23 protein-coding genes are annotated in these 25,247 nt (G+C 70.6%); 16 read left to right on the top strand and 7 right to left on the bottom strand.

Annotated features, from left to right (window positions below; all coding sequences use genetic code 11):
* Window positions 1-50: 50 nt before the first annotated feature.
* Together OG410_RS08925 and OG410_RS08920 are read right to left on the bottom strand one after the other, a co-directional pair.
* Complete coding sequence (locus tag OG410_RS08925; protein WP_329298622.1) at window positions 51-1,280, bottom strand: DUF349 domain-containing protein; 1,230 nt, start codon at window positions 1,278-1,280, stop codon at window positions 51-53.
* Between the two features lie 135 nt (window positions 1,281-1,415).
* The gene (locus tag OG410_RS08920; protein ID WP_329298621.1) at window positions 1,416-2,237 is read right to left on the bottom strand and encodes a peptidylprolyl isomerase; all 822 of its coding nucleotides are present in this window, start codon (window positions 2,235-2,237) and stop codon (window positions 1,416-1,418) included.
* 179 nt (window positions 2,238-2,416) lie between these two features.
* Here OG410_RS08920 and OG410_RS08915 point away from each other — a divergent pair, with 179 nt between their 5' ends.
* Window positions 2,417-3,130 carry an MBL fold metallo-hydrolase gene (locus OG410_RS08915; protein ID WP_329298620.1) on the top strand — a complete coding sequence of 238 codons (714 nt, stop codon included), beginning with the start codon at window positions 2,417-2,419 and terminating at the stop codon, window positions 3,128-3,130.
* 10 nt (window positions 3,131-3,140) lie between these two features.
* The gene (gene hisS / locus OG410_RS08910; RefSeq protein ID WP_329298619.1) at window positions 3,141-4,403 is read left to right on the top strand and encodes a histidine--tRNA ligase; all 1,263 of its coding nucleotides are present in this window, start codon (window positions 3,141-3,143) and stop codon (window positions 4,401-4,403) included.
* Between the two features lie 292 nt (window positions 4,404-4,695).
* Here the strand turns inward: hisS and OG410_RS08905 are convergent, their stop codons facing one another.
* Genes OG410_RS08905 through OG410_RS08890 form a run of 4 tightly spaced genes read right to left on the bottom strand, consistent with a single transcriptional unit; the run spans window position 4,696 to window position 8,292 of the window.
* Window positions 4,696-5,319: a response regulator transcription factor gene (locus tag OG410_RS08905; RefSeq protein ID WP_329298618.1), complete on the bottom strand. Its 624-nt coding sequence runs from the start codon at window positions 5,317-5,319 to the stop codon at window positions 4,696-4,698.
* Complete coding sequence (locus OG410_RS08900; RefSeq protein ID WP_329298617.1) at window positions 5,316-6,626, bottom strand: sensor histidine kinase; 1,311 nt, start codon at window positions 6,624-6,626, stop codon at window positions 5,316-5,318. Before OG410_RS08900 ends, OG410_RS08905 begins: the two co-directional genes overlap by 4 nt.
* Window positions 6,584-7,429: an ABC transporter permease gene (locus OG410_RS08895; RefSeq protein WP_329298616.1), complete on the bottom strand. Its 846-nt coding sequence runs from the start codon at window positions 7,427-7,429 to the stop codon at window positions 6,584-6,586. The genes OG410_RS08900 and OG410_RS08895 overlap by 43 nt, the downstream gene beginning before the upstream one ends.
* Window positions 7,426-8,292 carry an ABC transporter ATP-binding protein gene (locus tag OG410_RS08890; protein ID WP_329298615.1) on the bottom strand — a complete coding sequence of 289 codons (867 nt, stop codon included), beginning with the start codon at window positions 8,290-8,292 and terminating at the stop codon, window positions 7,426-7,428. Before OG410_RS08890 ends, OG410_RS08895 begins: the two co-directional genes overlap by 4 nt.
* A gap of 139 nt (window positions 8,293-8,431) precedes the next feature.
* Between OG410_RS08890 and OG410_RS08885 the strand changes: the two genes are divergently transcribed.
* The 3 genes from OG410_RS08885 (at window position 8,432) to rpsD (ending at window position 11,425) form a co-directional block, all read left to right on the top strand.
* Window positions 8,432-9,070, top strand: a complete 639-nt coding sequence (locus OG410_RS08885; protein WP_329298614.1) for a vitamin K epoxide reductase family protein — start codon at window positions 8,432-8,434, stop codon at window positions 9,068-9,070.
* A 44-nt stretch (window positions 9,071-9,114) separates the two neighbouring features.
* A complete protein-coding gene (locus OG410_RS08880) occupies window positions 9,115-10,470 on the top strand; it encodes a replication-associated recombination protein A (protein ID WP_329298613.1) in 1,356 nt (451 codons plus the stop codon).
* 340 nt (window positions 10,471-10,810) lie between these two features.
* Window positions 10,811-11,425 (top strand): 30S ribosomal protein S4, encoded by a 615-nt coding sequence (gene rpsD, locus OG410_RS08875; protein WP_054233962.1) that lies wholly within the window; start codon window positions 10,811-10,813, stop codon window positions 11,423-11,425.
* A 39-nt stretch (window positions 11,426-11,464) separates the two neighbouring features.
* Here rpsD and OG410_RS08870 read toward each other — a convergent pair whose 3' ends face one another.
* Window positions 11,465-13,633, bottom strand: coding sequence for an ATP-binding protein (locus OG410_RS08870; protein WP_329298612.1), 2,169 nt, complete (start codon window positions 13,631-13,633; stop codon window positions 11,465-11,467).
* Window positions 13,634-13,794: 161 nt separating this feature from the next.
* On the opposite strand from OG410_RS08870, the gene OG410_RS08865 reads away from it, so the two are divergent.
* From OG410_RS08865 to OG410_RS08815, 11 genes are all read left to right on the top strand, one after another.
* The gene (locus OG410_RS08865) at window positions 13,795-14,229 is read left to right on the top strand and encodes a DUF948 domain-containing protein (protein WP_261702773.1); all 435 of its coding nucleotides are present in this window, start codon (window positions 13,795-13,797) and stop codon (window positions 14,227-14,229) included.
* Between the two features lie 7 nt (window positions 14,230-14,236).
* A complete protein-coding gene (locus tag OG410_RS08860) occupies window positions 14,237-14,590 on the top strand; it encodes a DUF6167 family protein (RefSeq protein WP_329298611.1) in 354 nt (117 codons plus the stop codon).
* Complete coding sequence (gene alaS, locus OG410_RS08855; RefSeq protein WP_329298610.1) at window positions 14,590-17,262, top strand: alanine--tRNA ligase; 2,673 nt, start codon at window positions 14,590-14,592, stop codon at window positions 17,260-17,262. Before OG410_RS08860 ends, alaS begins: the two co-directional genes overlap by 1 nt.
* A gap of 11 nt (window positions 17,263-17,273) precedes the next feature.
* The gene (gene ruvX, locus OG410_RS08850; protein ID WP_329298609.1) at window positions 17,274-17,738 is read left to right on the top strand and encodes a Holliday junction resolvase RuvX; all 465 of its coding nucleotides are present in this window, start codon (window positions 17,274-17,276) and stop codon (window positions 17,736-17,738) included.
* Between the two features lie 123 nt (window positions 17,739-17,861).
* Entirely contained in the window at window positions 17,862-19,754 is a 1,893-nt protein-coding gene (gene mltG, locus OG410_RS08845) for an endolytic transglycosylase MltG (RefSeq protein ID WP_329298608.1), read from the top strand.
* Entirely contained in the window at window positions 19,735-20,574 is an 840-nt protein-coding gene (locus tag OG410_RS08840) for a shikimate dehydrogenase (protein ID WP_329298607.1), read from the top strand. The genes mltG and OG410_RS08840 overlap by 20 nt, the downstream gene beginning before the upstream one ends.
* Before the next feature lie 52 nt (window positions 20,575-20,626).
* Entirely contained in the window at window positions 20,627-21,031 is a 405-nt protein-coding gene (locus tag OG410_RS08835) for a hypothetical protein (RefSeq protein ID WP_329298606.1), read from the top strand.
* Between the two features lie 173 nt (window positions 21,032-21,204).
* Window positions 21,205-22,389 carry a chorismate synthase gene (gene aroC, locus OG410_RS08830; RefSeq protein ID WP_329298605.1) on the top strand — a complete coding sequence of 395 codons (1,185 nt, stop codon included), beginning with the start codon at window positions 21,205-21,207 and terminating at the stop codon, window positions 22,387-22,389.
* 29 nt (window positions 22,390-22,418) lie between these two features.
* Window positions 22,419-22,901 (top strand): shikimate kinase, encoded by a 483-nt coding sequence (locus tag OG410_RS08825; protein WP_329304062.1) that lies wholly within the window; start codon window positions 22,419-22,421, stop codon window positions 22,899-22,901.
* A complete protein-coding gene (aroB, locus tag OG410_RS08820) occupies window positions 22,898-23,989 on the top strand; it encodes a 3-dehydroquinate synthase (RefSeq protein ID WP_329298604.1) in 1,092 nt (363 codons plus the stop codon). The genes OG410_RS08825 and aroB overlap by 4 nt, the downstream gene beginning before the upstream one ends.
* Window positions 23,990-24,181: 192 nt before the next feature.
* A complete protein-coding gene (locus tag OG410_RS08815; RefSeq protein ID WP_329298603.1) occupies window positions 24,182-25,108 on the top strand; it encodes a Pro-rich N-terminal domain-containing protein in 927 nt (308 codons plus the stop codon).
* Window positions 25,109-25,247 lie beyond the last annotated feature (139 nt).

Below are 25,247 nucleotides of genomic sequence, written 5' to 3'. Positions count from 1 at the left end.
GGGCTCCCGTACGGACCGTACGGGAGCCCCTTCGCGTGTCTGCGGCGTTGTCAGCCGCCGAACTCGTGAAGACCCTTCAGAGCCTGGTCCAGCAGCGCCTGACGGCCGTCCAGCTCCCTCTGGAGCTTGTCGGCCTTCGCGGTGTTGCCCGCGGAGCGCGCCGCCTCGATCTGGCCCTGGAGCTTGTCCACGGCAGCCTGAAGCTGACCGGTCAGACCCTCGGCACGCGCGCGTGCCTCAGGGTTCGTCCGGCGCCACTCGGTCTCCTCCGATTCCTGGAGAGCCCGCTCCACCGCGTGCATCCGGCCCTCGACCTTCGGGCGGGAGTCGCGCGGCACGTGGCCGATGGCCTCCCAGCGCTCGTTGAGGGAACGGAAGGCCGCACGAGCCGCCTTCAGGTCCTGCACCGGGACGAGCTTCTCGGCCTCCTCGGCCAGCTCCTCCTTGAGCTTCAGGTTCTCCGTCTGCTCCGCGTCGCGCTCGGCGAAGACCGAGCTGCGCGCCGCGAAGAACACGTCCTGGGCGCCGCGGAAGCGGTTCCACAGGTCGTCCTCGTGCTCGCGCTGGGCACGGCCCGCGGCCTTCCAGTCCGCCATCAGCTCGCGGTAACGGGCCGCGGTCGGGCCCCAGTCCGACGATCCGGACAGCGACTCGGCCTCCGCGACCAGCTTCTCCTTGGTCTTGCGGGCCTCCTCGCGCTGCGCGTCCAGCGACGCGAAGTGCGCCTTGCGCCGCTTGGAGAACGCCGAGCGGGCATGCGAGAAGCGGTGCCACAGCTCGTCGTCCGACTTGCGGTCGAGTCGCGGCAGCCCCTTCCACGTGTCCACCAGCGCACGCAGCCGCTCACCGGCCGCCCGCCACTGGTCGCTCTGCGCCAGCTCCTCGGCCTCGACGACCAGCGCCTCCTTGGAGTGCCGGGCCTCGTCGGACTGCTTGGCCCGTTGGACCTTGCGTTCCTCACGGCGCGCGTCGACGGTCTCCACGAGCTTGTCCAGCCGCACCTTCAACGCGTCCAGATCACCGACCGCGTGGTGGGCGTCCACCTGCCCGCGGATGTGATCGATGGCGGTCTGGGCGTCCTTCGCCGACAGGTCGGTGGTCTTCACTCGCTTTTCGAGGAGGCCGATCTCGACAACCAGGCCTTCGTACTTGCGCTCGAAGTAGGCCAGCGCCTCATCAGGGGTGCCGGCCTGCCAGGAACCGACGACCTGCTCGCCGTCGGCCGTACGCACGTACACGGTCCCCGTCTCGTCGACGCGGCCCCACGGGTCGCTGCTCACAGCGCCTCCTCCACATGATGCCTGTGTGGGGCTTCAGGGCCCCCTGGCATCGTCCACAGTTTCGTCACGGCCAACATAGGCGACCGGCGGGGCGGCTGTCCGCATCCCGCGCGACCGAAATTCAGCAGCTGACGGTCAGGATTTCGTCACGGTCAGCTTGTTGACGACGACGGTCGCGTTCGGTGCGCCGTCGCCCTGACCCGTGTTCTCACCGGCGGCCGCGATCTTCTTCAGGACCGTCATGCCGGACTTGGAAATAGTTCCGAACGGTGTGTAGCTGGGCGGAAGCTGACTGTCCTGGTACACCAGGAAGAACTGGCTGCCGCCGGTGTGCTTCTGCCCGGTGTTGGCCATGGCGATCGTGCCCGCCGGGTACACGTTGCCCTTGAGCGTCGTGTCCTTCAGGTTCTCGTCCGGGATCGTGTAGCCGGGACCGCCGCTGCCCTGGGCCGTCGGGTCACCGCACTGAAGGACGTAGATCCCGTTGGTGGTGAGCCGGTGGCACTTGGTGTGGTCGAAATAGCCCTTGCCGGCGAGGAACGCGAACGAGTTCACCGTGTGCGGGGCGGCGGACGCCTTGAGAGCGATGTCGATGTCGCCGCAGGTCGTCGCCATCTTCATGGTGTAGGCGGCGGCCTTGTCGATGGTGACCGCCGGCTCCTTCTTCCACGTGAGCGACTTCACCTGGCCCTCTGCGGGCTTCTCGCACGGATCGGGCGCCTTGCTCGTCGGCGTCGCGCTGGGCGTCGCCTCGGCGCCCGCGTTGGCCTTCTTCCCGTCGCTCTCGAAGACCCCGGTCGCGTACGCCGTCGCACCGCCCGCGACGACCACGCCGACGACCGCCGCGATCACCGCGTTACGTGTATGGGTCCTTCGTCGAGCGGATGTGCGGCGCTGCTGCTGTCGCAAGAACTTCTCCCGGGCGAGCTGACGCCGCCGCTGTTCCTGGCTGACCACCGGGTTTCTCCTCGTGCGTCTCGTACGTCGAGTGGGACGCGTGCGTCGCCTGAGCCGACCGCCTGCGTGTGACCCGTACCGTATATGGGTTAGCTGAGGAATCGGCAGCGCCGGTAGGCTCTGATCCACAGCCGCCCGCCCGTACGACGCTCGCGCGTACGCCACCACGAAGGACGATCGTGCTCATTGCCGGGTTCCCCGCCGGGGCCTGGGGGACCAACTGTTACCTGGTCGCCCCCGCCGCGGGTGAGGAGTGCGTGATCATCGACCCGGGCCATCAGGCCGCCCAGGGAGTCGAGGACGCGCTCAAGAAGCATCGGCTCAAGCCCGTCGCGGTCATCCTCACCCATGGCCACATCGACCACGTCGCCTCGGTCGTCCCGGTGTGCGGAGCGCACGACGTTCCGGCCTGGATCCACCCCGAGGACCGGTACATGATGAGCGACCCCGAGAAGGCGCTCGGCCGGTCCATCGGCATGCCGCTGATGGGCGAGCTGACCGTGGGGGAGCCCGACGACGTGCGGACGCTGACCGACGGCGCGGAGCTGAAGCTGGCGGGCCTCGACCTCTCCGTCGCGCACACGCCGGGCCATACGAAGGGGTCGGTGACCTTCCGGATGCCCGAGAGCGCGGAGATCCCGTCCGTGTTCTTCTCCGGGGATCTGCTCTTCGCCGGCTCCATCGGACGCACCGACCTGCCGGGCGGCAGCATGGACGAGATGCTCGACTCGCTGGGCCGTGTGTGCCTGCCGCTCGACGACTCGACCGTGGTGCTGTCCGGCCACGGCCCCCAGACGACCATCGGCCAGGAACGCGCCACCAACCCGTATCTGCGGCAGGTGGCCGCCGGCCTGGGAGCGGACCCGAACTCCGCTCCTCGACGAGGAATGTGACCAGACTTCCGTGAGCACCTTCAGGGCCCCCAAGGGCACGTACGACCTCATTCCGCCGGACAGCGCCAAGTACCTCGCTGTACGCGAGGCCATCGCGGCCCCGCTGCGCAACTCCGGCTACGGCTACGTCGAGACGCCCGGTTTCGAGAACGTCGAACTGTTCGCCCGCGGTGTCGGTGAGTCCACCGACATCGTGACCAAGGAGATGTACGCCTTCGAGACCAAGGGCGGCGACAGGCTGGCCCTGCGTCCGGAGGGCACCGCCTCCGTGCTGCGCGCGGCCCTCGAGGCCAACCTGCACAAGACCGGCAACCTCCCCGTCAAGCTCTGGTACTCGGGCTCGTACTACCGCTACGAGCGCCCCCAGAAGGGCCGTTACCGCCACTTCTCCCAGGTGGGCGCCGAGGCGATCGGAGCCGAGGACCCGGCGCTCGACGCCGAGCTCATCATCCTGGCCGACCAGGCGTACCGCTCGCTGGGTCTGCGGAACTTCCGCATCCTGCTCAACAGCCTGGGCGACAAGGAGTGCCGTCCCGTGTACCGGGCCGCGCTGCAGGACTTCCTGCGCGGCCTGGAACTCGACGAGGACACGCTGCGCCGCGCGGAGATCAACCCGCTGCGCGTGCTCGACGACAAGCGCGAGGACGTCCAGAAGCAGCTCGGCGGGGCGCCGTTGCTGCGTGACTACCTCTGTGACGCCTGCAAGGCGTACCACGAGGAGGTGCGCGACCTGATCACGGCCGCGGGCGTCTCCTTCGAGGACGACGCGAAGCTGGTGCGCGGTCTGGACTACTACACGCGCACGACCTTCGAGTTCGTGCACGACGGTCTCGGCTCGCAGTCCGCGGTCGGCGGCGGCGGCCGCTACGACGGGCTGTCCGAGATGATCGGCGGCCCCGCGCTGCCGTCCGTCGGCTGGGCGCTGGGCGTCGACCGTACGGTGCTGGCGCTGGAGGCGGAGGGCGTGGAGCTCGAACTCCCCGCGGCCACCAGTGTGTTCGCGGTGCCGCTCGGGGAGGAGGCCCGCCGGGTGCTCTTCGGTGTGGTCACCGAACTGCGCAGGCTCGGCGTCGCCGCCGACTTCTCGTACGGCGCGAAGGGGCTCAAGGGCGCGATGAAGAACGCGAACCGCAGCGGGGCCCGCTTCACGGTCGTCGCCGGTGAGCGTGACCTCGCCGAGGGTGTCGTGCAGCTCAAGGACATGGAGTCCGGGGAGCAGGCTGCGGTCGCGGTCGACGCGATCGTGGCCGAACTGCGGTCGCGCCTGGCCTGAGGGCGAGCCTGGGCCGAGACGGATCCTCCCGCCTCGGCGGCCGCCCTGCCAGGGCCGGTCTCCCGGCCGGCCCGGTCAGGCATCGGGCCGACTCCTGCGACGGGGTTCTCCCGGGGAGGTGGCGGTCTCGGCGTCGGTGACGCCGGGCCCGCCGGTGTCGGCCGGACGCTTTCTGCCGTCCGTCCGGCCCCGGGGGCTCCACCCCGGACCAATCTCCGCGAACGCCGGTGGGGCTGGAGGACTCTTCAGCCCCACCGGCCTCGGGGAAGCGGCGGGACAGGCCGGGGGAGCCTCACTCCAGCAGCCCGAAGCGCATCGCGCTCGTCACCGCGGCCGTCCGGTCGTCCACGCCCAGCTTCCCGAAGGCCCGCAGCAGATGCGTCTTCACGGTGGACTCGCCGATGAAGAGCCGGCGTCCGATCTCCGCGTTCGTGCAGCCCTCGGCCACCAGTCGCAGCACGGCGGTCTCCCGCGCGGAGAGGCGGGGCCGCTCCGGCCTGGTACGGAGCTGATCGACCAGCCGGGCCGCGACGGACGGGGCCAGCACGGTCTCGCCCCGCGCGGCGGCCCGTACGGCGTCCGCCAGTTCGGCACGGGGCAGATCCTTCAGCAGATATCCCGCGGCCCCGGCCTCCACCGCCCGCAGGATGTCCCGGTCCGTCTCGTACGTCGTCAGCACGATCACCCGGCAGGGCAGCCCGGTCCGCGTCATCCGCTCGATCGCGTCGACGCCCCCGCCCTCGGGCATCCGCAGGTCCATGAGCACGATGTCGGGCCGGAGTTCGGCGGCCAGCGCCTCCGCGCGGGGCCCACTGGACGCGTCGGCGACCACCTCGAGATCGGGCTCCGCGCTGAGCATCGCGCGCAGCCCTTCGCGTACGACGGGATGGTCGTCGGCGAGGATGATCCGGATCACGCGTCACTCCTGGGGACGGGCAGGCGCACGGTGACGGTCGTGCCGTCGCCCGGCGCGCTGCGGATCAGCGCGGTACCGCCCACCTCGGCCGCCCGCGCGCGCAGCCCCGCAAGACCGTACCCGCCGACCGGCACACCGGGGTCGAAACCCCTGCCGTCGTCGCGTACGGAGAGGGCCAGCGAGTCGGCGGTGTAGGTCAGGGCGACCGCGACGGCGGGGGAACTCCCGGCGTGCTTGCGGGCGTTGGTCAGCGCCTCCTGGCACGAGCGGAGGATCACCACTTCGGGGCCCGCGGGCAGGGGCCGTACCGGTCCGGTCACGTCGAGGCTCGCGTCATGGCGGGCGGCCAGCCGGCGCAGCGCGTCGGGCAGCGTGGCGCCGTCCAGGTCGGCGGGCGTGCCCCCGGTCACCAGGGCCCGTGCCTCGGCGAGGTTCTGCCGGGCGGTCTCGTCCATCAGGGCCAGATGGCGGCGGGCCTGCGGCAGGTCGTGGTCGAGCTCGGCCTCGACGGCCTGGACCAGCATCAGCAGGCTGGTGAAGCCCTGGGCGAGGGTGTCGTGGATCTCCCTGGAGAACCGTTCGCGCTCCGCCAGCGCTCCGTGCGCGGCCGAGAGCCGGGCGATCTCGTGGCGGCTGGCGTCCAACTCGGTGATCAGCGCGGCCCGTTCCCGGCTCTGCTCCATGATGCGGATGATCCAGCTGCCCATGGCCGTCGAGAACACGAGCGTGACCACGGCGAAGACCGTGTTGAAGAAGAGGACCTGTCCCTCGGGCCGCCACAGCAGGGCCCAGCCCGCCACCGGCGCGATGTTGATGACGGTCGTGGCGGCGAGTGCCCGGCGCAGCCGCAGCGCGTTGAAGCACTGGGGGATGAGCGCGAAGGTCATCAGCCGGGTCTCACCGACCAGTACTCCGGGAGGCAGGAACAGCAGGACCGCGCCCGCGATGTAGCCGAGGGCGCGGCGCTCGTCGGGGGCGCCGGAGGTGAGGACCGGGCGCCCGACCAGCAGATACCAGGGGATCAGCAGCAGAAGGAGCCCGCCGGCCGCGAGTCGGACGTGGAACCCGGGGTGGGCCGTGCCGAGCACGAACACCAGGGTGGCCACCCACACGACCGCGAAGTACGCGTCCCAGAGCCGGAACGAGAGCTCCCAGGTGTTCGAAGCGCGGGCCCCGCCCGGCGCGGGACGCCCCTGAGCACCGTCCGGCTCCGGCGCCGGACGCGGTGCGTCCGGCGCCGGGCCGGGGCGCGCGGCCGGAGCCCTCATCCGTCGCGCCGGTTCTTCCAGCGGAAGGTCAGCAGGCACAGCAGCAATCCTCCGACGCACCATGCCCCGAGCACCAGGGCGATCCGCCCGAACTCCCAGCCTCCCGCCTGTTCGAGGACCTTGGCGGACTCGGGCAGGAACACCCCGCGCAGCCCCTGGCACATCCACTTGAGGGGGAACAGCGCGCCGATGTTCAGCATCCAGTCGGGGATGGTGTCGATGGCGATGTAGACGCCGGAGATGAACTGGAGGACCAGGAAGGGCAGGACGACCACCGACGTGGCACTCCTGCCCGACTTCGGGACCGTACTGATCGCGATGCCGAGCAGGGCGCAGGCCGTGAGCCCCAGCACGAAGATCCAGGCGAAGTCCGCCCACTTGCCGGGGTCCGAGGGCAGGTCGACGTCGTACAGAGAGGTGCCGACGAGGAGCAGGATCGCCGTCTCCAGGGCGCCGGTCGCGAGAACCAGCCATATCTTGCCGAGGAAGTACGCGGCCGGAGGCATCGGTGTCCCGCGCAGCCGGCGCAGCACCTTCTCGTCCCGCTCGATCGCGATCGAGATGCCGAGGGACTGGAAGCTGGTCGACATGATGCCCGCGGCCATCATCGCCGGGACGTACAGCTGGGAGGCGGTGATGCCCGCGCCCGCCACGTCGTCGCTGAAGATCGACGCGAACAGGAACAGGAAGACGACCGGGAAGGCGAAGGTGAACACCACCTGGTCGCGCTGGCGGAAGAACTGCCGGAGCTCCAGGCCGCCGCGGCGCAGCCCCAGTCCCCAGGCGCCGGGCAGCCGGCCGGACGCGTTCTTCGTGCCCGGTCGTACGTCGGTCGTGGTCATCGCGCGTCCTCCGGGCCGGTCAGTCGCAGATAGACGTCCTCCAGGGTGGGGCGGCTCACCCGGAGCCCCGGGATCTCCCCGTCGAAGCGGCGCGTGAGCGCGGCGACGGTCCTGGTGGGGGTGTCCGTGCGTTCGCTGCGCGGGCTGCCGTCGGCCTCCGTCCACTCGACCGTCGCCCCGGTGCCGAAGCGCTCGCGGAGCGCGGCCGGGTCGCCCTCGGCGACGACACGGCCCCGCGCGACGACCGCCAGCCGGTCCGCGAGGGACTCCGCCTCCTCCAGGTAGTGCGTGGTCAGGAGGATCGTCGTGCCCTCGTCGGCCAGCTTGCGGATCAGGTCCCAGAACTGCCGTCGCGCCGCCGGGTCGAAGCCCGTCGTCGGCTCGTCCAGGAGCAGCAGTTCGGGGCCGCCGATCACCCCGAGGGCGACATCGAGCCGTCGCCGCTGGCCGCCCGAGAGCGACTTGATCCGGCTGCCCGCCTTCTCCTCCAGGCCGACCAGGCCGATGACCTCCTCCGGATCACGGTGATTCGGGTAATAACGGGAGAAATGCCTCACCGTCTCGCCCACCGTCAACTCGGCGGGCGCGGATTCGTCCTGCCAGACGATTCCGACACGGGACCGCCACGCGCGCGTGGCGGTCGCCGGGTCCGAGCCGAGCACGGAGACCTCGCCCGCGTCCCGCCGCCGGTTGCCCTGGAGGATCTCCACGGTGGTGCTCTTGCCCGCCCCGTTGGGTCCGAGCAGGCCGAACACCTCGCCCTGCCGGATGCCGAGATCGATGCCGTCGACGGCGGTCACGTCCCCGTACCGCTTGCGCAGTCCCCGTACGTCCACCACGAGCCGGTCCGCGTCTGTTGTCATGACGGCGAGCCTCCCGCCGAACCGAACGCTCCGGAACGACCGTGCGTACCTTCTTATGTCCACCGAACGGTGGACGAGCGGGCGGGTGCGGCACAATGAGCCTGCCCGCAGGCCCCTTCGAAGCTACGGAAACGGCGTGATGAACCAGACGACAGTCAAGGACGTCCCGACCGATCAGGAACGCCCCGCCACCGCTGTGCGGACGGCCGGCGGCAGTCGCGCCCTCGCGGTGCTGCTGGTGATCACGGGTGCGGCCGGTCTCCTTGCCTCGTGGGTCATCACGATCGACAAGTTCAAGCTGCTGGAGAACCCGAACTTCGTCCCGGGGTGCAGCCTGAACCCGGTGGTCTCCTGCGGCAACATCATGAAGAGCGACCAGGCCTCGGCCTTCGGCTTCCCGAACCCCATGATGGGGCTCGTCGCCTACGGCATCGTGATCTGCGTCGGCATGAGCCTGCTCGCGCGGGCCGCCTTCCCCCGGTGGTACTGGCTGACCTTCAACGCGGGCACGCTCTTCGGCGTCGCGTTCTGCACCTGGCTCCAGTTCCAGTCGCTGTACCGCATCGGCTCGCTCTGCCTGTGGTGCAACCTGGCCTGGGTCGCCACGATCATCATGTTCTGGTACGTGACCTCCTTCAACGTCCGCAACGGCTTCCTGCCCGCCCCGCGCTGGGCCAAGAGCTTCTTCGGCGAGTTCACCTGGGTCCTGCCCACGCTGCACATCGGCATCATCGGCGTGCTGATCCTGACCCGCTGGTGGGACTTCTGGACCAGCTGACGGTCCCGCGGGGATTGTCAGCGGGGTGACATAGGGTTTCGGACGTGGAGCCCGACCTGTTCACCGCCGCCGCCGAAGAGCGCCAGGAGAAGGACCCGTCCGCCAGCCCGCTGGCGGTGCGGATGCGTCCGCGCACCCTCGACGAGGTCGTGGGACAGCAGCATCTGCTGAAGCCGGGCTCGCCCCTGCGCAGACTCGTCGCCGAGGGGAGCGGCGGCCCCGCCGGACCGTCCTCGGTGATCCTGTGGGGCCCGCCGGGCACCGGCAAGACGACCCTCGCGTACGTCGTCTCCAAGGCCACCGACAAGCGCTTCGTCGAGCTCTCCGCGATCACCGCGGGCGTCAAGGAAGTACGCGCGGTCATCGAAGGAGCCCGCCGCGCCACCGGCGGCTACGGCAAGGAGACCGTCCTCTTCCTGGACGAGATCCACCGCTTCAGCAAGGCCCAGCAGGACTCCCTGCTCCCCGCCGTGGAGAACCGCTGGGTGACCCTGATCGCGGCGACCACCGAGAACCCGTACTTCTCGGTGATCTCGCCCCTGCTCTCCCGCTCCCTCCTCCTGACCCTCGAACCGCTCACCGACGACGACCTGCGCGGCCTGCTGCGCCGCGCGCTCGGCTCGGAACGTGGCCTCAAGGAGTCCGTGGCCCTGCCCGGGGACGCCGAGAACCACCTGCTGAGGATCGCCGGCGGTGACGCCCGCCGCGCCCTGACGGCCCTGGAGGCCGCGGCCGGCGCCGCGCTCGACAAGGGCGAGCCGGAGATCACCCTCCAGACGCTGGAGGAGACGGTCGACCGCGCCGCCGTGAAGTACGACCGCGACGGTGACCAGCACTACGACGTGGCGAGCGCGCTCATCAAGTCCATCCGCGGCTCCGACGTGGACGCCGCCCTGCACTACCTGGCCCGGATGATCGAGGCGGGCGAGGACCCCCGCTTCATCGCCCGCCGCCTGATGATCTCCGCCAGCGAGGACATCGGCCTCGCCGACCCGAACGCGCTGCCCATAGCCGTGGCCGCCGCCCAGGCCGTCGCGATGATCGGCTTCCCCGAGGCCGCGCTCACCCTGAGCCACGCCACGATCGCCCTCGCGCTGGCCCCGAAGTCCAACGCCGCGACCATGGCCATCGGCGCCGCCATGGAGGACGTGCGCAAGGGCCACGCCGGCCCGGTGCCGACGCATCTGCGCGACGGGCACTACAAGGGCGCGGCCAAGCTCGGGCACGCCCAGGGGTACGTGTATCCGCACGACCTGCCCGAGGGCATCGCCGCCCAGCAGTACGCGCCCGAGGAGCTCGCGGACCGGGAGTACTACACACCGACCCGGCACGGCGCGGAGGCCCGGTACGCCGACGCGGTGGAGTGGACCAGGAAACGCCTCGGTAGAGGGCGGTCCTGAGCACCCTGTAGCATGGCTCGAAGCGCTGCGTCCCGTGTCCGGCTCCGGTCGGTACCACCAGAACGGGACATCCAGCCGGAGCCCCTGCCTCCACGGGGGGATTCCAGGAGCGTCGCGCACCGTCGAAGGTGTCGCGGGCAGCCCACCACCACCCGGATTTCCGGGACCGGCCGGTGGGTTATTCGCGTGCTGCACGTATGTGCCCAGACCCAGGAGCGGCTGCCCGCCCCGTCCACGTGGTTCGCCACGGCGGCGAGGAGGGTTTCCCGGGCTGCGGATTGCGACCTCCCCTAACCCTGGTGAAGCCGTATTCGCATCAGAAACATGAGGTGTTTGGTTCATGGCGAACCAGTCCCGCCCCAAGGTCAAGAAGTCGCGTGCGCTCGGTATCGCGCTGACCCCGAAGGCTGTCAAGTACTTCGAGGCCCGCCCCTACCCGCCGGGTGAGCACGGCCGTGGCCGCAAGCAGAACTCGGACTACAAGGTCCGTCTGCTCGAGAAGCAGCGTCTGCGCGCGCAGTACGACGTGTCCGAGCGCCAGCTCGTCCGCGCCTACGAGCGTGCCTCCAAGGTCCAGGGCAAGACCGGTGAGGCCCTGATCATCGAGCTGGAGCGTCGTCTCGACGCGCTGGTCCTTCGTTCGGGCATCGCCCGCACGATCTACCAGGCCCGCCAGATGGTCGTTCACGGTCACATCGAGGTCAACGGCCAGAAGGTCGACAAGCCCTCGTTCCGCGTCCGTCCCGACGACGTCGTGATGGTCCGCGAGCGCAGCCGCAGCAAGACGCTGTTCGAGGTTTCCCGCGCGGGCGGCTTCGCCCCCGACGGTGAGACCCCGCGCTACCTCCAGGTGAACCTCCCGGCCCTGGCGTTCCGCCTGGACCGCGAGCCGAACCGCAAGGAGATCCCGGTGATCTGCGACGAGCAGCTCGTCGTCGAGTACTACGCCCGCTGATCTTCCGACAGCGGACGCGGTACCACCTGCGCGTCAGTGTCAGCCCGTCGTCTCCCCGCCCTTCGAGGTGGGCGAGACGGCGGGCTCTCGCACGTCCGGGGGCAGTCTGCGCGGCGACGGCACCGCCCCGAGCGGAGGCACCCCGGCACCACCCAGCGCACGGGCGACCGCCGCGTCCTGCCCGAGCAGCGCTCCCGCCCGTACGCACTCCTCGTAGCGCTCGTCGCCCAGCTGCTGCCGGGAAAGAGCCGCACAGCGCTCGTGCGGCGCGTTGTAGTACGCCGAACCGAACAGCGGCAGGCCCACCGACGGCCACATCCGCGACGCCGCCCCCTGGAGCACCGCGGCCTCGGCCGGATCGCCCTCCGCCACCGTGACCAGGGCGAGCAGCTCGACCGCGAGAACGGCACCGAGCAGATCGTGGAAGCCGTGCGCGATACCGAGCCCCTGCTCCAGCAGTCCGCGGGCCCGCGCCTGATCGCCCTCGGCCTGGGCCTCGTACGCGAGGACGTACAACGCGTACGCCAGCGCCCAGCGCTCCCCGTGGTCCTCGCAGACCCCGCGGACGTCCTCGCACAGCTTCACCGCGCCCGGCAGATCGCCCTGGAAGGCGAGCGCCATCGCCAGTTCGACCTGGGCCATCAGCACATTGCTGTTGAGCTCGCCGATCTCGTGATAGCGGTCCAGCGCCGAGCGCAGCAGTTCCTCGGCACGCGTCATGTCGTCCGTGACCAGGGCCAGACAGCCGGTGCGATGCTCGGCGTAGGCGACCGCGACGGCGTTCTCGCAGCGCTCCGCCTCCTCGCGGCACTCCTGGAGCGCGGACAGCGCGGGCACCGAGTCCCCCTGGAGGACCGCCACATAGCCGAGCACCCACAGGGCCTTCAGCCGTGACTGGTCACGGTCGCCGTCGAGTTCGACACTGCGCTCCAGCCAGTGCCTGCCCTCGGAGATGCGGCCGCAGCCGACCCAGTAGAACCACAGGGCGCCCGCCAGATACTGGCCCAGATGCGCCTCGTCGGGTTCGCCGAGCGAGTACTCCAGCGCGCAGCGCAGATTCGGCAGTTCCGTCTCGACGCGTACCGCCACCTCGGCCTGCCGCGGAGAGAACCAGTCCAGCTCGCACCAGGTGACCAGGCCCATGTACCAGTCGCGGTGGCGGCGGCGCAGCCGCTCCGCGTCCCCCGTCGCCTCCAGCCAGTGCGCGCCGTAGGCCCGGACCGTGTCCAGCATCCGGTAGCGCACACCCGCCGCGGTCTCCTCGCGTGACAGCACCGACTGCGCGAGCAGCTCGCCGAGCACGTCCAGTACGTCGTCGGCGTGCAGCCCGTCCCCGCTGCACACGTACTCGGCGGCCTCCAGGTCGAACTGCCCGGCGAACACCGAAAGACGGGCCCACAGGAGCCGTTCAGCCGGTGTGCACAGTTCGTGGCTCCAGCCGATCGCCGTCCGCAGGGTCTGGTGCCGCGGCGGCGCGTCGCGCACGCCGCCGGTCAGCAGCCGGAACCGGTCCTCCAGGCGGGCCAGGAGCTGCGCGGGGGCCAGGGCGCCGACGCGTCCCGCCGCCAGTTCCAGCGCCAGCGGGATCCCGTCCAGCCGCCGGCACAGCTCCCGGACGTCGGAGCTGTTGCCCTCGTCCAGTGCGAAGCCGGGCACCCGGGCCGCCGCCCGGTCCGCGAACAGCTCGACCGCCTCCGCCGCGGCCAGCGGAGCCAGCGGGAACACCCGCTCGCCCGCGATGCCCAGCGGTCTGCGGCCCACGGCCAGCACCCGCAGTCCCGGCGCCCGCCGCAGCAACTCGCCCGCCAAGGAGGCACTCACGTCGACCAGATGCTCGAAGCCGTCCAGGACCAGCAGGAGCCGGCGCCCGGCGAGGTGGTCGAGCAGCGTCCGGCGTACCGGCTTCGCCGTGTGGTCGGTCAGGCCGAGGGCCTCGGCCACGGCGTACTCGACGAGTTCCGGTTCCTGCACCGCGGACAGGTCCACGCGCCACACGCCGTCGCGCGGGTACGTCCCCGCCGCGGCGTGCGTGGCGAACCGGGTCTTGCCGACACCTCCCATGCCGGTCACGGTCACCAGGCGGACCGTCTCCAGTGCCTCGGCCAGCCGCGCGAGCTCGGCGGAGCGCCCCACGAACGCGTCGAGTTCCAGGGGCAGATTGCCGGGTGCGGCAGGACCGGAGTGTCGGGCGGGCTGAGAACGCTGCATGAGATACGGAGCGTACTGACCCGTTAGCGCTCCGTACAATCGGTTCCCGCAACTCCACACTCCGGAGCGGATAAATGCGGTACGGAGCCCCGGCCCCGGCGCGATAGGCTCGGGTGACGACTTTTCGATGTTCAGGCACACAGTCAGGGAGCGGGTGCACAGTGTCCGGTGGTGAGGTGGCCGGGATCCTGGTGGCCGTCTTCTGGGCGATCCTGGTCTCCTTCCTCGCCGTCGCGCTGGTGAGGCTGGCCCAGACGCTCAGGGCGACCACCAAGCTCGTGGCGGACGTGACCGACCAGGCCGTCCCGCTCCTGGCCGACGCCTCGGCGGCGGTGCGCTCCGCGCAGACGCAGATCGACCGGGTCGACGCCATCGCGTCGGACGTCCAGGAGGTCACGTCGAACGCCTCGGCGCTGTCGACGACCGTCGCCTCCACGTTCGGCGGCCCGCTGGTCAAGGTCGCGGCGTTCGGGTACGGCGTGCGCCGGGCCATCGGAGGCCGTCGTGAGAATGTGCCCGACAAAGCGTCCCGGCGTACCGTGATCGTGGGCCGCACCGTCCCGTCCGCGCGGCGGGGAAAGCGGAAGAAGGACTGACGCAGCGATGTTCCGCCGTACGTTCTGGTTCACCGCGGGCGCAGCCGCGGGTGTATGGGCCACCACCAAGGTCAACCGCAAGCTCAAGAAGCTGACCCCCGAGAGCCTCGCGGCACAGGCCGCGAACAAGGCGATCGACGCGGGCCACCGGCTCAAGGAGTTCGCCCTCGACGTCCGCGACGGGATGGCCCAGCGAGAGGCCGAACTCGGCGAGGTGCTCGGTCTGAACGCGCACCCGGATCCCGAACTGCCCACGCAGCGCCGCATCGCCGCGATCGGCGGCGAGCAGTCGGGCGACAACAAGCAGATCAAGTACATCGACAACACGACGTACTCGTACAACCGGAATGAGGACCACTGATGGAGTCGGCTGAAATCCGCCGCCGCTGGTTGAGCTTCTACGAGGAGCGCGGTCACACCGTCGTCCCTTCGGCGTCGCTCATCGCGGACGACCCGACTCTGCTCCTGGTCCCCGCCGGCATGGTCCCCTTCAAGCCGTACTTCCTCGGTGAGGTCAAGGCTCCCTGGGCGCGCGCCACCAGCGTGCAGAAGTGCGTGCGCACGCCCGACATCGAAGAGGTCGGCAAGACCACGCGGCACGGCACGTTCTTCCAGATGTGCGGCAACTTCTCCTTCGGTGACTACTTCAAGGAAGGTGCCATCACCTACGCCTGGGAGCTGCTCACCACGCCCCAGGACAAGGGTGGTTACGGGCTCGACCCGGAGCGCCTGTGGATCACGGTCTACCTCGACGACGACGAGGCCGAGACCATCTGGCGCGACAAGATCGGCGTCCCGGCCGAGCGCATCCAGCGCCTCGGCAAGAAGGACAACTACTGGTCCATGGGCGTTCCCGGCCCCTGCGGCCCGTGTTCCGAGATCAACTACGACCGCGGCCCCGAGTTCGGCGTCGAGGGCGGCCCGGCCGTCAACGACGAGCGGTACGTGGAGATCTGGAACCTGGTCTTCATGCAGTACGAGCGCGGCGAGGGCACCTCGAAGGAGGACTTCGAGATCCTCGGCGACCTGCCCAGCAAGAACATCGACACGGGCCTCGGCCTGGAACGCCTCGCGATGATCCTGCAGGACGTGCAGAACCTGTACGAGATCGACACCTCGATGGCCGTCATCAAGAAGGCCACCGAACTGACCGGGGTCGCGTACGGCGCCGCCCCGGAGTCCGACGTGTCGCTGCGCGTGGTCACCGACCACATGCGCACCTCCGTGATGCTCATCGGCGACGGCGTGAGCCCCGGCAACGAGGGCCGCGGCTATGTGCTGCGCCGCATCATGCGCCGCGCCATCCGCAACATGAGGCTGCTCGGCGCCACCGGTCCGGTCGTCAAGGACCTCGTCGACGTCGTCATCGAGATGATGGGCCAGCAGTACCCGGACCTGGTCAGCGACCGGCAGCGGATCGAGACCGTGGCCCTCGCCGAGGAGGCCGCCTTCCTCAAGACGCTGAAGGCCGGCACGAACATCCTCGACACGGCCATCACCGACACCAAGGAGACCGGCGGCACGGTCCTCGCCGGCGACAAGGCGTTCCTGCTCCACGACACCTGGGGCTTCCCGATCGACCTCACCCTCGAGATGGCCGCCGAACAGGGCCTCTCGGTGGACGAGGACGGCTTCCGCCGGCTCATGAAGGAGCAGCGGGACAAGGCCAAGGCCGACGCCCGGGCCAAGAAGTCCGGCCACGCCGACCTCGGCGCCTACCGTCAGATCGCCGACGCCGCCGGCGAGACCGACTTCATCGGCTACGACCGCACCGAGGTCGAGTCGACGGTCGTCGGCATCCTCGTCGACGGCGTCTCCTCCCCGGCCGCCACCGAGGGCGACGAGGTCGAGATCGTCCTCGACCGCACCCCGTTCTACGCCGAGGGCGGCGGCCAGATCGGTGACACGGGCCGCATCCGGGTCGACACCGGTGCCGTCATCGAGATCCGCGACTGCCAGAAGCCCGTCCCGGGCGTGTACGTCCACAAGGGCGTCGTCCAGGTCGGCGAGGTCACCGTAGGCGCCAAGGCCCAGGCCGCCATCGACGTACGCCGTCGTACGGCCATCGCCCGCGCCCACTCGGCCACCCACCTGACGCACCAGGCGCTGCGCGACGCCCTCGGCCCGACGGCCGCCCAGGCCGGTTCCGAGAACCAGCCCGGCCGCTTCCGCTTCGACTTCGGCTCCCCGTCCGCCGTCCCGACGGCCGTGATGACCGACGTCGAGCAGCAGATCAACGAGGTGCTCGCCCGGGACCTGGACGTGCACGCCGAGATCCTGAGCCTGGACGAGGCGAAGAAGCAGGGCGCCATCGCCGAGTTCGGCGAGAAGTACGGCGAGCGCGTCCGCGTCGTGACCATCGGCGACTTCTCCAAGGAGCTGTGCGGCGGCACCCACGTGCACAACACCTCCCAGCTCGGCCTGGTCAAGCTGCTCGGCGAGTCGTCCATCGGCTCCGGCGTGCGACGCATCGAGGCCCTGGTCGGCGTCGACGCGTACAACTTCCTGGCCCGTGAGCACACGGTCGTCGCCCAGCTCCAGGAACTGGTCAAGGGCCGCCCGGAGGAGCTTCCGGAGAAGATCTCCGCCATGCTCGGCAAGCTGAAGGACGCCGAGAAGGAGATCGAGAGGTTCCGCGCGGAGAAGGTCCTCCAGGCCGCCGCCGGTCTCGTCGAGTCCGCCAAGGACGTCAACGGAGTGGCCCTGGTCACCGGTCAGGTCCCGGACGGCACGGGCGCCGACGACCTGCGCAAGCTGGTCCTCGACGTGCGCGGCCGCATCCAGGGCGGACGGGCCGCCGTCGTGGCCCTGTTCACCCTGTCGGGCGGCAAGCCGCTGACGGTCATCGCCACCAACGAGGCCGCCCGTGAGCGCGGCCTCAAGGCCGGCGAGCTGGTCCGGGCCGCCGCCAAGACCCTCGGTGGCGGCGGTGGCGGCAAGCCGGACGTCGCCCAGGGCGGTGGCCAGAACCCCGCCGCCGTCGGCGACGCCATCGACGCGGTGCAGCGCCTCGTCGCCGAGACGGCCAAGTAAGGGCCGCGGACATGCGCAGAGGACGTCGGCTCGCGATCGACGTCGGGGACGCCCGGATCGGGGTCGCCTCGTGCGACCCCGACGGGATCCTGGCGACACCGGTGGAGACGGTCCCGGGACGTGACGTCCCGGCCGCCCACCGCCGGTTGCGGCAGCTCGTCGAGGAGTACGAGCCGATCGAGGTCGTCGTCGGACTCCCTCGCTCCCTCAAGGGGGGCGAGGGTCCCGCCGCGGTCAAGGTCCGTGCTTTCGCCCAGGAGCTCGCGGAAGGGATTGCTCCTGTTCCGGTACGGCTCGTGGATGAGAGGATGACCACGGTCACGGCCAGTCAGGGCTTGCGCGCCTCGGGCGTGAAGTCGAAGAAGGGCCGGTCCGTGATCGACCAGGCGGCAGCCGTCGTCATCCTTCAGCAAGCCCTGGAATCCGAACGGGTGTCAGGCAAGTCGCCCGGCGAGGGCGTCGAAGTGGTCATGTGATCGCGATACGGTAACGTTCCGCCCGATGCGGTGGTGTTCGAACAGCCGTCGCACAGTAAAGAGGCGGACGGGAGCCGGGCCATAGGAGCCGGCCGTTGCCGGCTCGCGGCTCGTAGGGGATCGATGACTGAGTATGGCCGGGGCTCTGGCTCCGAACCGTGGCATCCGGAGGACCCGTTGTACGGGGACGGCGGATGGGGCGGGCAGGCCGCCGACGGCCAGTCCGCCTACGACGGCGGCCAGCCGCAGCATTATCCGCAGCAGGGCGACTGGGGCCAGGGTCAGCAGTACCAGGGCCAGCAGTACCCGCCGCAGGGCCAGCACGGTCAGTACCCGGGCCAGCAGCAGTACCAGGACCAGCAGTTCCAGGGGCAGCAGCAGTACCCGAACCAGGGTCAGCAGCAGTACCCGGGCCAGGGTCAGCAGCAGTACGACACCCAGGGCGGGCAGCAGTACCCGAACCAGGGTCAGCAGCAGTACCCGGGCCAGGGGCAGCAGCAGTTCGACGGTCAGGGGCAGCAGCAGTACCCGAACCAGGGGCAGCAGCAGTACCCGGGCCAGGGGCAGCAGCAGTACGACACCCAGGGCGGGCAGCAGTACCCGAACCAGGGGCAGCAGCAGTACGCGGACAACGGCACCGGCGCGCAGTCCCAGGTGCCGTACGCGGCCGACCCCGCAGACCCCTACGCGGGCCAGTACACGGCTGAGCAGCCCGACGGCTACAACACCCCGGACGCCTATCCGCCGCCCGAGCCGCCCGCCCGGCGCCGTGCCGAGCCCGACCCCGAGCCGGACTGGGACCCGGGACCGGACCAGGGCGAGCACGCCTTCTTCGCCGGCGGCGACGACGACGAGGACGACCTCGACGAGGACGACGACGACCCGAAGAAGCGCCGGGGCCGCGGGGACCGCAAGGAGCGCGGTGGCGGCAAGGGCAAGAAGCGCCGCAACGGTTTCGCCTGTCTGGTGGTCGTCATGGTCTTCGGCGGCGGTATCGCCGGAGCCGGGTATTTCGGGTACCAGTACTACCAGAATCGTTTCAGCGCGGCTCCCGACTTCGCGGGCGAGGGTTCGGGGCAAGTCCCCGTCGAGATTTCCAAGGGCGAGGTCGGTTATGTGATCGGCCAGAAGCTCAAAGCGGCCGGTGTCGTCAAGAGCGTGGACGCGTTCGTGTCCGCTCAGGCGGAGAATCCCAAGGGCAAGTCGATCCAGGCGGGCGCCTATATTCTGCGCAAGGGGATGTCGGCCAAGAGCGCCGTCGCGCTGATGCTCGACCCCAAGAGCCAGAACAATGTGGTCGTGCCTCCCGGCGCCCGCAACGTCCAGGTGTACGCGAAGATCGACGAAAAGCTCGGACTCGCCAAGGGCACGACGAGCGCCGTCGCGAAGAAGAAGTACAAGACCCTCGGGCTGCCGAGCTGGGCGAACAGCGAAAAGGACATAAAAGACCCCTTGGAGGGGTTCCTCTATCCGCTCACGTATCCCGCCGCCAAGGGCATGAAGCCCGAGGTCGTGCTGAAGAGCATGGTCGCGCAGGCCAACAAGAGGTACACGGCGTTGGGGCTCGTGGCGAAGGCGAAGGCGCTCAAGCTCGACAATCCCCTTCAGGTGGTCACGGTCGCGAGCCTGGTCCAGGCCGAGGGCAAGACGCACGACGACTACCGCAAGATGGCCGAGGTCGTCTACAACCGTCTGAAGAGCACCAACACCGAGACCAACCAGAAGCTGCAGTTCGACTCGACCTTCAATTACCTGAAGGGCCAGAGCAAGATCAACATCGGCGAGTCCGAGATCAACAGCAATCCGGACCCGTACAACACGTATTACCACAGGGGTCTGCCGCCCGGTCCGATCGGCAATCCGGGCGACGACGCCTTCAGGGCGGTGTTCAACCCCACGAAGGACGGCTGGATGTATTTCGTGGCGACCGACGGTCAGAACAATACGGAATTCGCCAAGACGCTGGCCCAGTTCGAGAAACTCAAGGACAAGTTCAATGCCAGCTCGGGCAACTGACGCTCGCCGGGCTGCCGTGCTCGGTTCGCCGATCGCGCACTCCCTCTCGCCGGTGCTGCACCGCGCCGCGTACCGGGAACTGGGCCTCGGCGCGTGGACGTACGACCGCTTCGAGATCGACGAGGCGGCGCTGCCGGCCTTCGTCGAGGGCCTCGGACCGGAGTGGGCCGGGCTGTCGCTGACGATGCCGCTCAAGCGGGCCGTCATGCCGCTGCTCGACGAGATCACCGAGACGGCCGCCTCCGTCGAGGCCGTCAACACCGTCGTGTTCACCGAGGACGGGCGGCGCGTCGGCGACAACACCGACATCCCCGGGATGGTCGCCGCGCTGCGCGAGCGGGGGATCGAGCAGGTCGACTCGGCCGCCGTTCTCGGCGCCGGCGCCACCGCTTCGTCGGCACTGGCCGCCCTCGCCCGGATCTGCACCGGTGAGGTCGTCGCGTACGTACGAAGCCGGGAGCGGGCCGCCGAGATGCGGCAGTGGGGCGAGCGCCTCGGCGTCGAGGTGCGCACCGAGGACTGGGGCGACGCCGAACAGGCGCTGCGGGCGCCGCTGGTGATCGCCACGACGCCGGCCGGGACCACGGACGCGCTGGCCGCCGCCGTACCGGGGCGCCCCACGACTCTCTTCGACGTGCTGTACGACCCCTGGCCGACCGACCTCGCCGCGCGCTGGTCCGCGTACGGCGGAGCGGTGGTCGGCGGACTGGATCTGCTCGTGCACCAGGCGGTGCTCCAGGTGGAGCAGATGACCGGGCGGCACCCGGCCCCTCTGGGTGCCATGAGAAAAGCCGGGGAACACGCGCTCGCTTCCCGCTAGGATCCGCTGAGTTCCGCAGGGAGCGGAGCACGGGGTAGGGGGAGTCAGGTACATGACCAGCGTGTCCACCGGGGTGCCACTGGCGTCCGGCAAGGGCGAGATCGTCGAGCTCGTCCTGAAGTTCATGCCCGACTGGGTGCAGGTCACGGTGCTCGCGCTGATCGTGCTCGCCGTCCTCGGCTCGTGGATCCTGAAGCTCACGCGCAAGATCCAGTACTGGCGTGCCGTGCGGGCGGGTGTGCCCGTGCACGCCGCGGCGCGGCACGGGCAGGGACGCGGCGCGGACTACCTGGGCGCGTACGCCCCGCAGCAGAACCAGAACCAGAACCAGCAGGACCCGCAGAACCAGCTCCCGCCGACCCCGACCCCGACGCAGAGCGGGCCCAGCGGTGCCGACTTCCTCGGTTCCTACGCTCCGGGCCAGGGGCAGAGTCAAGGGCAGAACGCGACGCACTGAGCCCGCCGTCCGTGCCCGGCCGTCCCGCCTGATGGACTTGCGGCCGGTTCCCGCCTCCGGACGTGGGAGGATCGGACATGGCGGGCCTGGGCCGCGCACCCGGTCGCGCCGTCGCCGTACGCGAGGACACGTGTACGCAGCAGCAGTACAGGGCGCGAGCATGAGGAGCACCGTTGAGCAGGTTGCGCTGGCTGACCGCTGGGGAGTCCCACGGTCCCGCACTTGTCGCGACGCTGGAGGGTCTTCCCGCCGGCGTGCCGATCACGACGGAGATGGTCGGTGACCATCTGGCGCGGCGCCGGCTGGGCTATGGCCGTGGTGCGCGGATGAAGTTCGAGCGTGACGAGGTCACCTTCCTGGGTGGTGTCCGGCACGGTCTCACCCTCGGCTCGCCGGTCGCGGTCATGGTCGGCAACACCGAATGGCCCAAGTGGGACCAGGTGATGGCGGCCGACCCGGTGGACCGGGAGATTCTCGACGGTCTGGCCCGCAACGCCCCGCTGACCCGGCCGCGGCCCGGTCACGCGGATCTGGCCGGGATGCAGAAGTACGGCTTCGACGAGGCCCGCCCGATCCTGGAGCGCGCCTCGGCCCGGGAGACCGCGGCCCGCGTGGCGCTGGGCGCGGTGGCCCGCTCGTATCTGAAGGAGACGGCCGGGATCGAGATCGTCTCCCACGTCGTCGAACTCTGCGCCGTGAAGGCCCCGCAGGGTGTCTACCCCACCCCGGCCGACGTCGAGAAGCTCGACGCGGACCCGCTGCGCTGCCTGGACGCCGACACCTCGAAGGCGATGGTCGCCGAGGTCGACCAGGCCCACAAGGACGGCGACACCCTCGGCGGCGTCGTCGAGGTACTCGCCTACGGCGTTCCGGTGGGGCTTGGCTCGCACGTTCACTGGGACCGCAAGCTGGACGCCCGGCTGGCCGGTGCCCTGATGGGCATCCAGGCGATCAAGGGCGTCGAGATCGGCGACGGCTTCGAACTGGCCCGGGTGCCCGGCTCCCAGGCCCACGACGAGATCGTCAACACCCCCGAGGGCATCCGCCGTGTCTCCGGCCGCGCCGGCGGCACCGAGGGCGGTCTGAGCACCGGTGAACTGCTGCGGGTGCGTGCCGCGATGAAGCCGATCGCCACCGTGCCGCGCGCGCTGGCCACCATCGACGTCGCCACCGGCGAGGCCGCCAAGGCCCACCACCAGCGCTCCGACGTCTCCGCGGTGCCGGCCGCCGGCATCGTCGCCGAGGCCATGGTCGCCCTCGTGCTGGCGGACGCGGTGGCCGAGAAGTTCGGCGGCGACAGCGTGACCGAGACCCGCCGCAACGTCCGCTCGTACCTCGAGAACCTGGCCATCCGGTGACCGCCCCACGGCTGGTCCTGGTCGGACCTATGGGGGTCGGCAAGTCCACGGTGGGCGCGCTCGTCGCCGAGCGGCTCGGCTGCGCCTACCGGGACACGGACGACGACATCGTGGCCGCCGAGGGCCGCACGATCGCCGACATCTTCCTCGACGAGGGCGAGACGGCCTTCCGCGCGATCGAGAAGCGGGCGGTGCGCGAGGCGCTCGCCGGGCACGAGGGTGTCCTGGCGCTGGGCGGCGGTTCGATCCTCGACGCCGACACCCGGGCGCTGCTCGCCGGCCACCAGGTCGTCTATCTCTCCATGGACGTCGAGGAGGCGGTGCAGCGCACCGGCCTGAACGCAGCCCGGCCGCTGCTCGCCGTCAACCCCCGCCGACAGTGGCGCGAGCTGATGGAGGCACGCCGCCACCTGTACACCGAAGTCGCCCGCGCGGTCGTGGCGACCGACGGCCGCACCCCCGATGAGGTCGCCCAAGGGGTCCTCGACGCACTGGAGTTGAAGGAAGCATGAGCGAGGCAGTGACCCGTGTCCAGGTCGGCGGCACCGCGGGCACCGACCCCTACGAGGTCCTGATCGGCCGTCAGCTCCTCGGTGAGCTGGGCGGGCTGATCGGCAGCAAGGCCAAGCGTGTCGCGGTGATTCACCCCGAGGCGCTCGCCGACACCGGTGAGGCGCTGCGCGCCGACCTGGCGGAGCAGGGCTTCGAGACCGTCGCCATCCAGGTGCCGAACGCCGAGGAGGCCAAGACCGCCGAGGTCGCGGCCTACTGCTGGAAGGCGCTGGGCCAGTCCGGCTTCACCCGCACCGACGTCATCGTCGGCGTCGGCGGAGGCGCCACCACCGACCTCGCCGGATTCGTGGCCGCGACCTGGCTGCGCGGGGTCCGCTGGATCGCCGTCCCCACCACCGTGCTCGCCATGGTCGACGCGGCGGTCGGCGGCAAGACCGGCATCAATACCGCCGAGGGCAAGAACCTCGTCGGCGCCTTCCACCCGCCCGCGGGCGTGCTGTGCGACCTGGCCGCGCTGGACTCGCTGCCGGTCAACGACTACGTCTCCGGACTCGCGGAGATCATCAAGGCCGGCTTCATCGCCGACCCGGCGATCCTGGAACTCATCGAGTCCGACCCGGAAGCGGCCCGGACGCCCGCGGGCCCGCACACCGCCGAGCTGATCGAACGCTCCGTCAAGGTCAAGGCCGAGGTCGTCTCCGGCGACCTCAAGGAGTCGGGGCTGCGCGAGATCCTCAACTACGGCCACACCCTCGCGCACGCCATCGAGAAGAACGAGCGCTACAAATGGCGCCACGGCGCGGCCGTCTCCGTCGGCATGCACTTCGCCGCCGAACTCGGCCGCCTCGCGGGCCGGCTGGACGACGCGACCGCCGACCGGCACCGCACGATCCTTCAGTCCGTCGGTCTCCCGCTCAGCTACCGCTACGACCAGTGGCCCAAACTCGTGGAGAACATGAAGGTCGACAAGAAGTCCCGCGGCGACCTGCTGCGCTTCATCGTCCTCGACGGGCTGGCCAAGCCGACCGTCCTGGAGGGCCCGGATCCGGCCGTCCTGCTCGCGGCCTACGGCGAGGTCGGCGAGTAACGGGCGGCGCCCGGCGACGACGTAAGGTCCGAAGAACACCTGCTCAGCCCGTTTTGCCTCTCCTCACCGGGCACTTCGCACGGTCCCCGGCCGTTCACACAACGGCGGCCGGGGAAGGTACCGTTCGGTAGCGACGGGACCGGCGTCCCGTCCGCCAGCGCACATCGCCTGTACGAGACGGAGTGGCACCGGATGCAGCACGCAGTGGGGGCTCCGCTGCCGCCGCCCCACCAGCCGGGGCAAGGGCCGGCCGCCGGATGGTCGCCGGCCGGACAGTACCCGGGGCAGCAGGGCCCCGCGCCCGCTCCGGGCTTCTCCGGAGCGCCGGTGCCGCCCGGCGCCCCACCCGCCCAGGTGCCGCAGCATCATCTGCCACCGCATCAGATGCCCCAGCAGCCTCCGCAGCACCCGTCGGTGCAGCCGCAGCATCCGTCGGCGCAGCCTCCGCAGCACCCGCCGGTGCCGCCCGCGCCGGACACCACCGGGCATGTGCGGCTGCCTCCGGGTGTGTCGGTGGCCATGCCGAGCCTGCCGCCCGCCACGGGCGCGCCCGACCCGGCGGCGACCACGCTCGCGGTCCTGCTCATCGGGCCCGCGGGCGCCGGGAAGACCAGCGTCGCCAAGTACTGGGCCGACCACCGCCGGGTACCCACGGCCCACATCAGCCTCGACGACGTACGCGAATGGGTGCGCTCGGGCTTCGCCGACCCGCAGTCGGGCTGGAACGACCATTCCGAGGCGCAGTATCGTCTCGCCCGCCGAACCTGCGGCTTCGCCGCCCGCAATTTCCTGGCCAACGGCATCTCGTGCATCCTCGACGACGCCGTCTTCCCGGACCGGCCGGTCGTCGGCCTCGGCGGCTGGAAGCGGCACGTGGGCCCCGGGCTGCTGCCGGTCGTGCTCCTGCCGGGCCTGGAAGTGGTCCTCGAGCGCAACGCGGAGCGCTCGGGGAACCGCAGGCTCAGCGACGAGGAGGTCGCGCGCATCCACGGCCGCATGGCGGGCTGGTACGGCTCCGGGCTCCCGATCATCGACAACTCCCAGCTCGACGTGGCGGCCACGGCCCGCGTCCTGGACGACGTCCTGGCACGCTCGATCGCCAGCCCGCCGCAGTGGTGAAAGGGTCCGGCCCGCCGAAGTGAAGAAAGGGTTCGGCCCGCCGCGCGGTCGTGAAAGGATCCGGCCCGCCGCGGTGCTGAAAGGGTCCGGCCCGCGGCTCCGTGGCCGTCCGTCCGGCGCCGGACCTACCCGTCCGGCC

Source organism: Streptomyces sp. NBC_00659 (assembly GCF_036226925.1).
Classification (GTDB): Bacteria; Actinomycetota; Actinomycetes; order Streptomycetales; family Streptomycetaceae; genus Streptomyces.
This window is presented reverse-complemented; position numbering and strand designations above follow the sequence as displayed.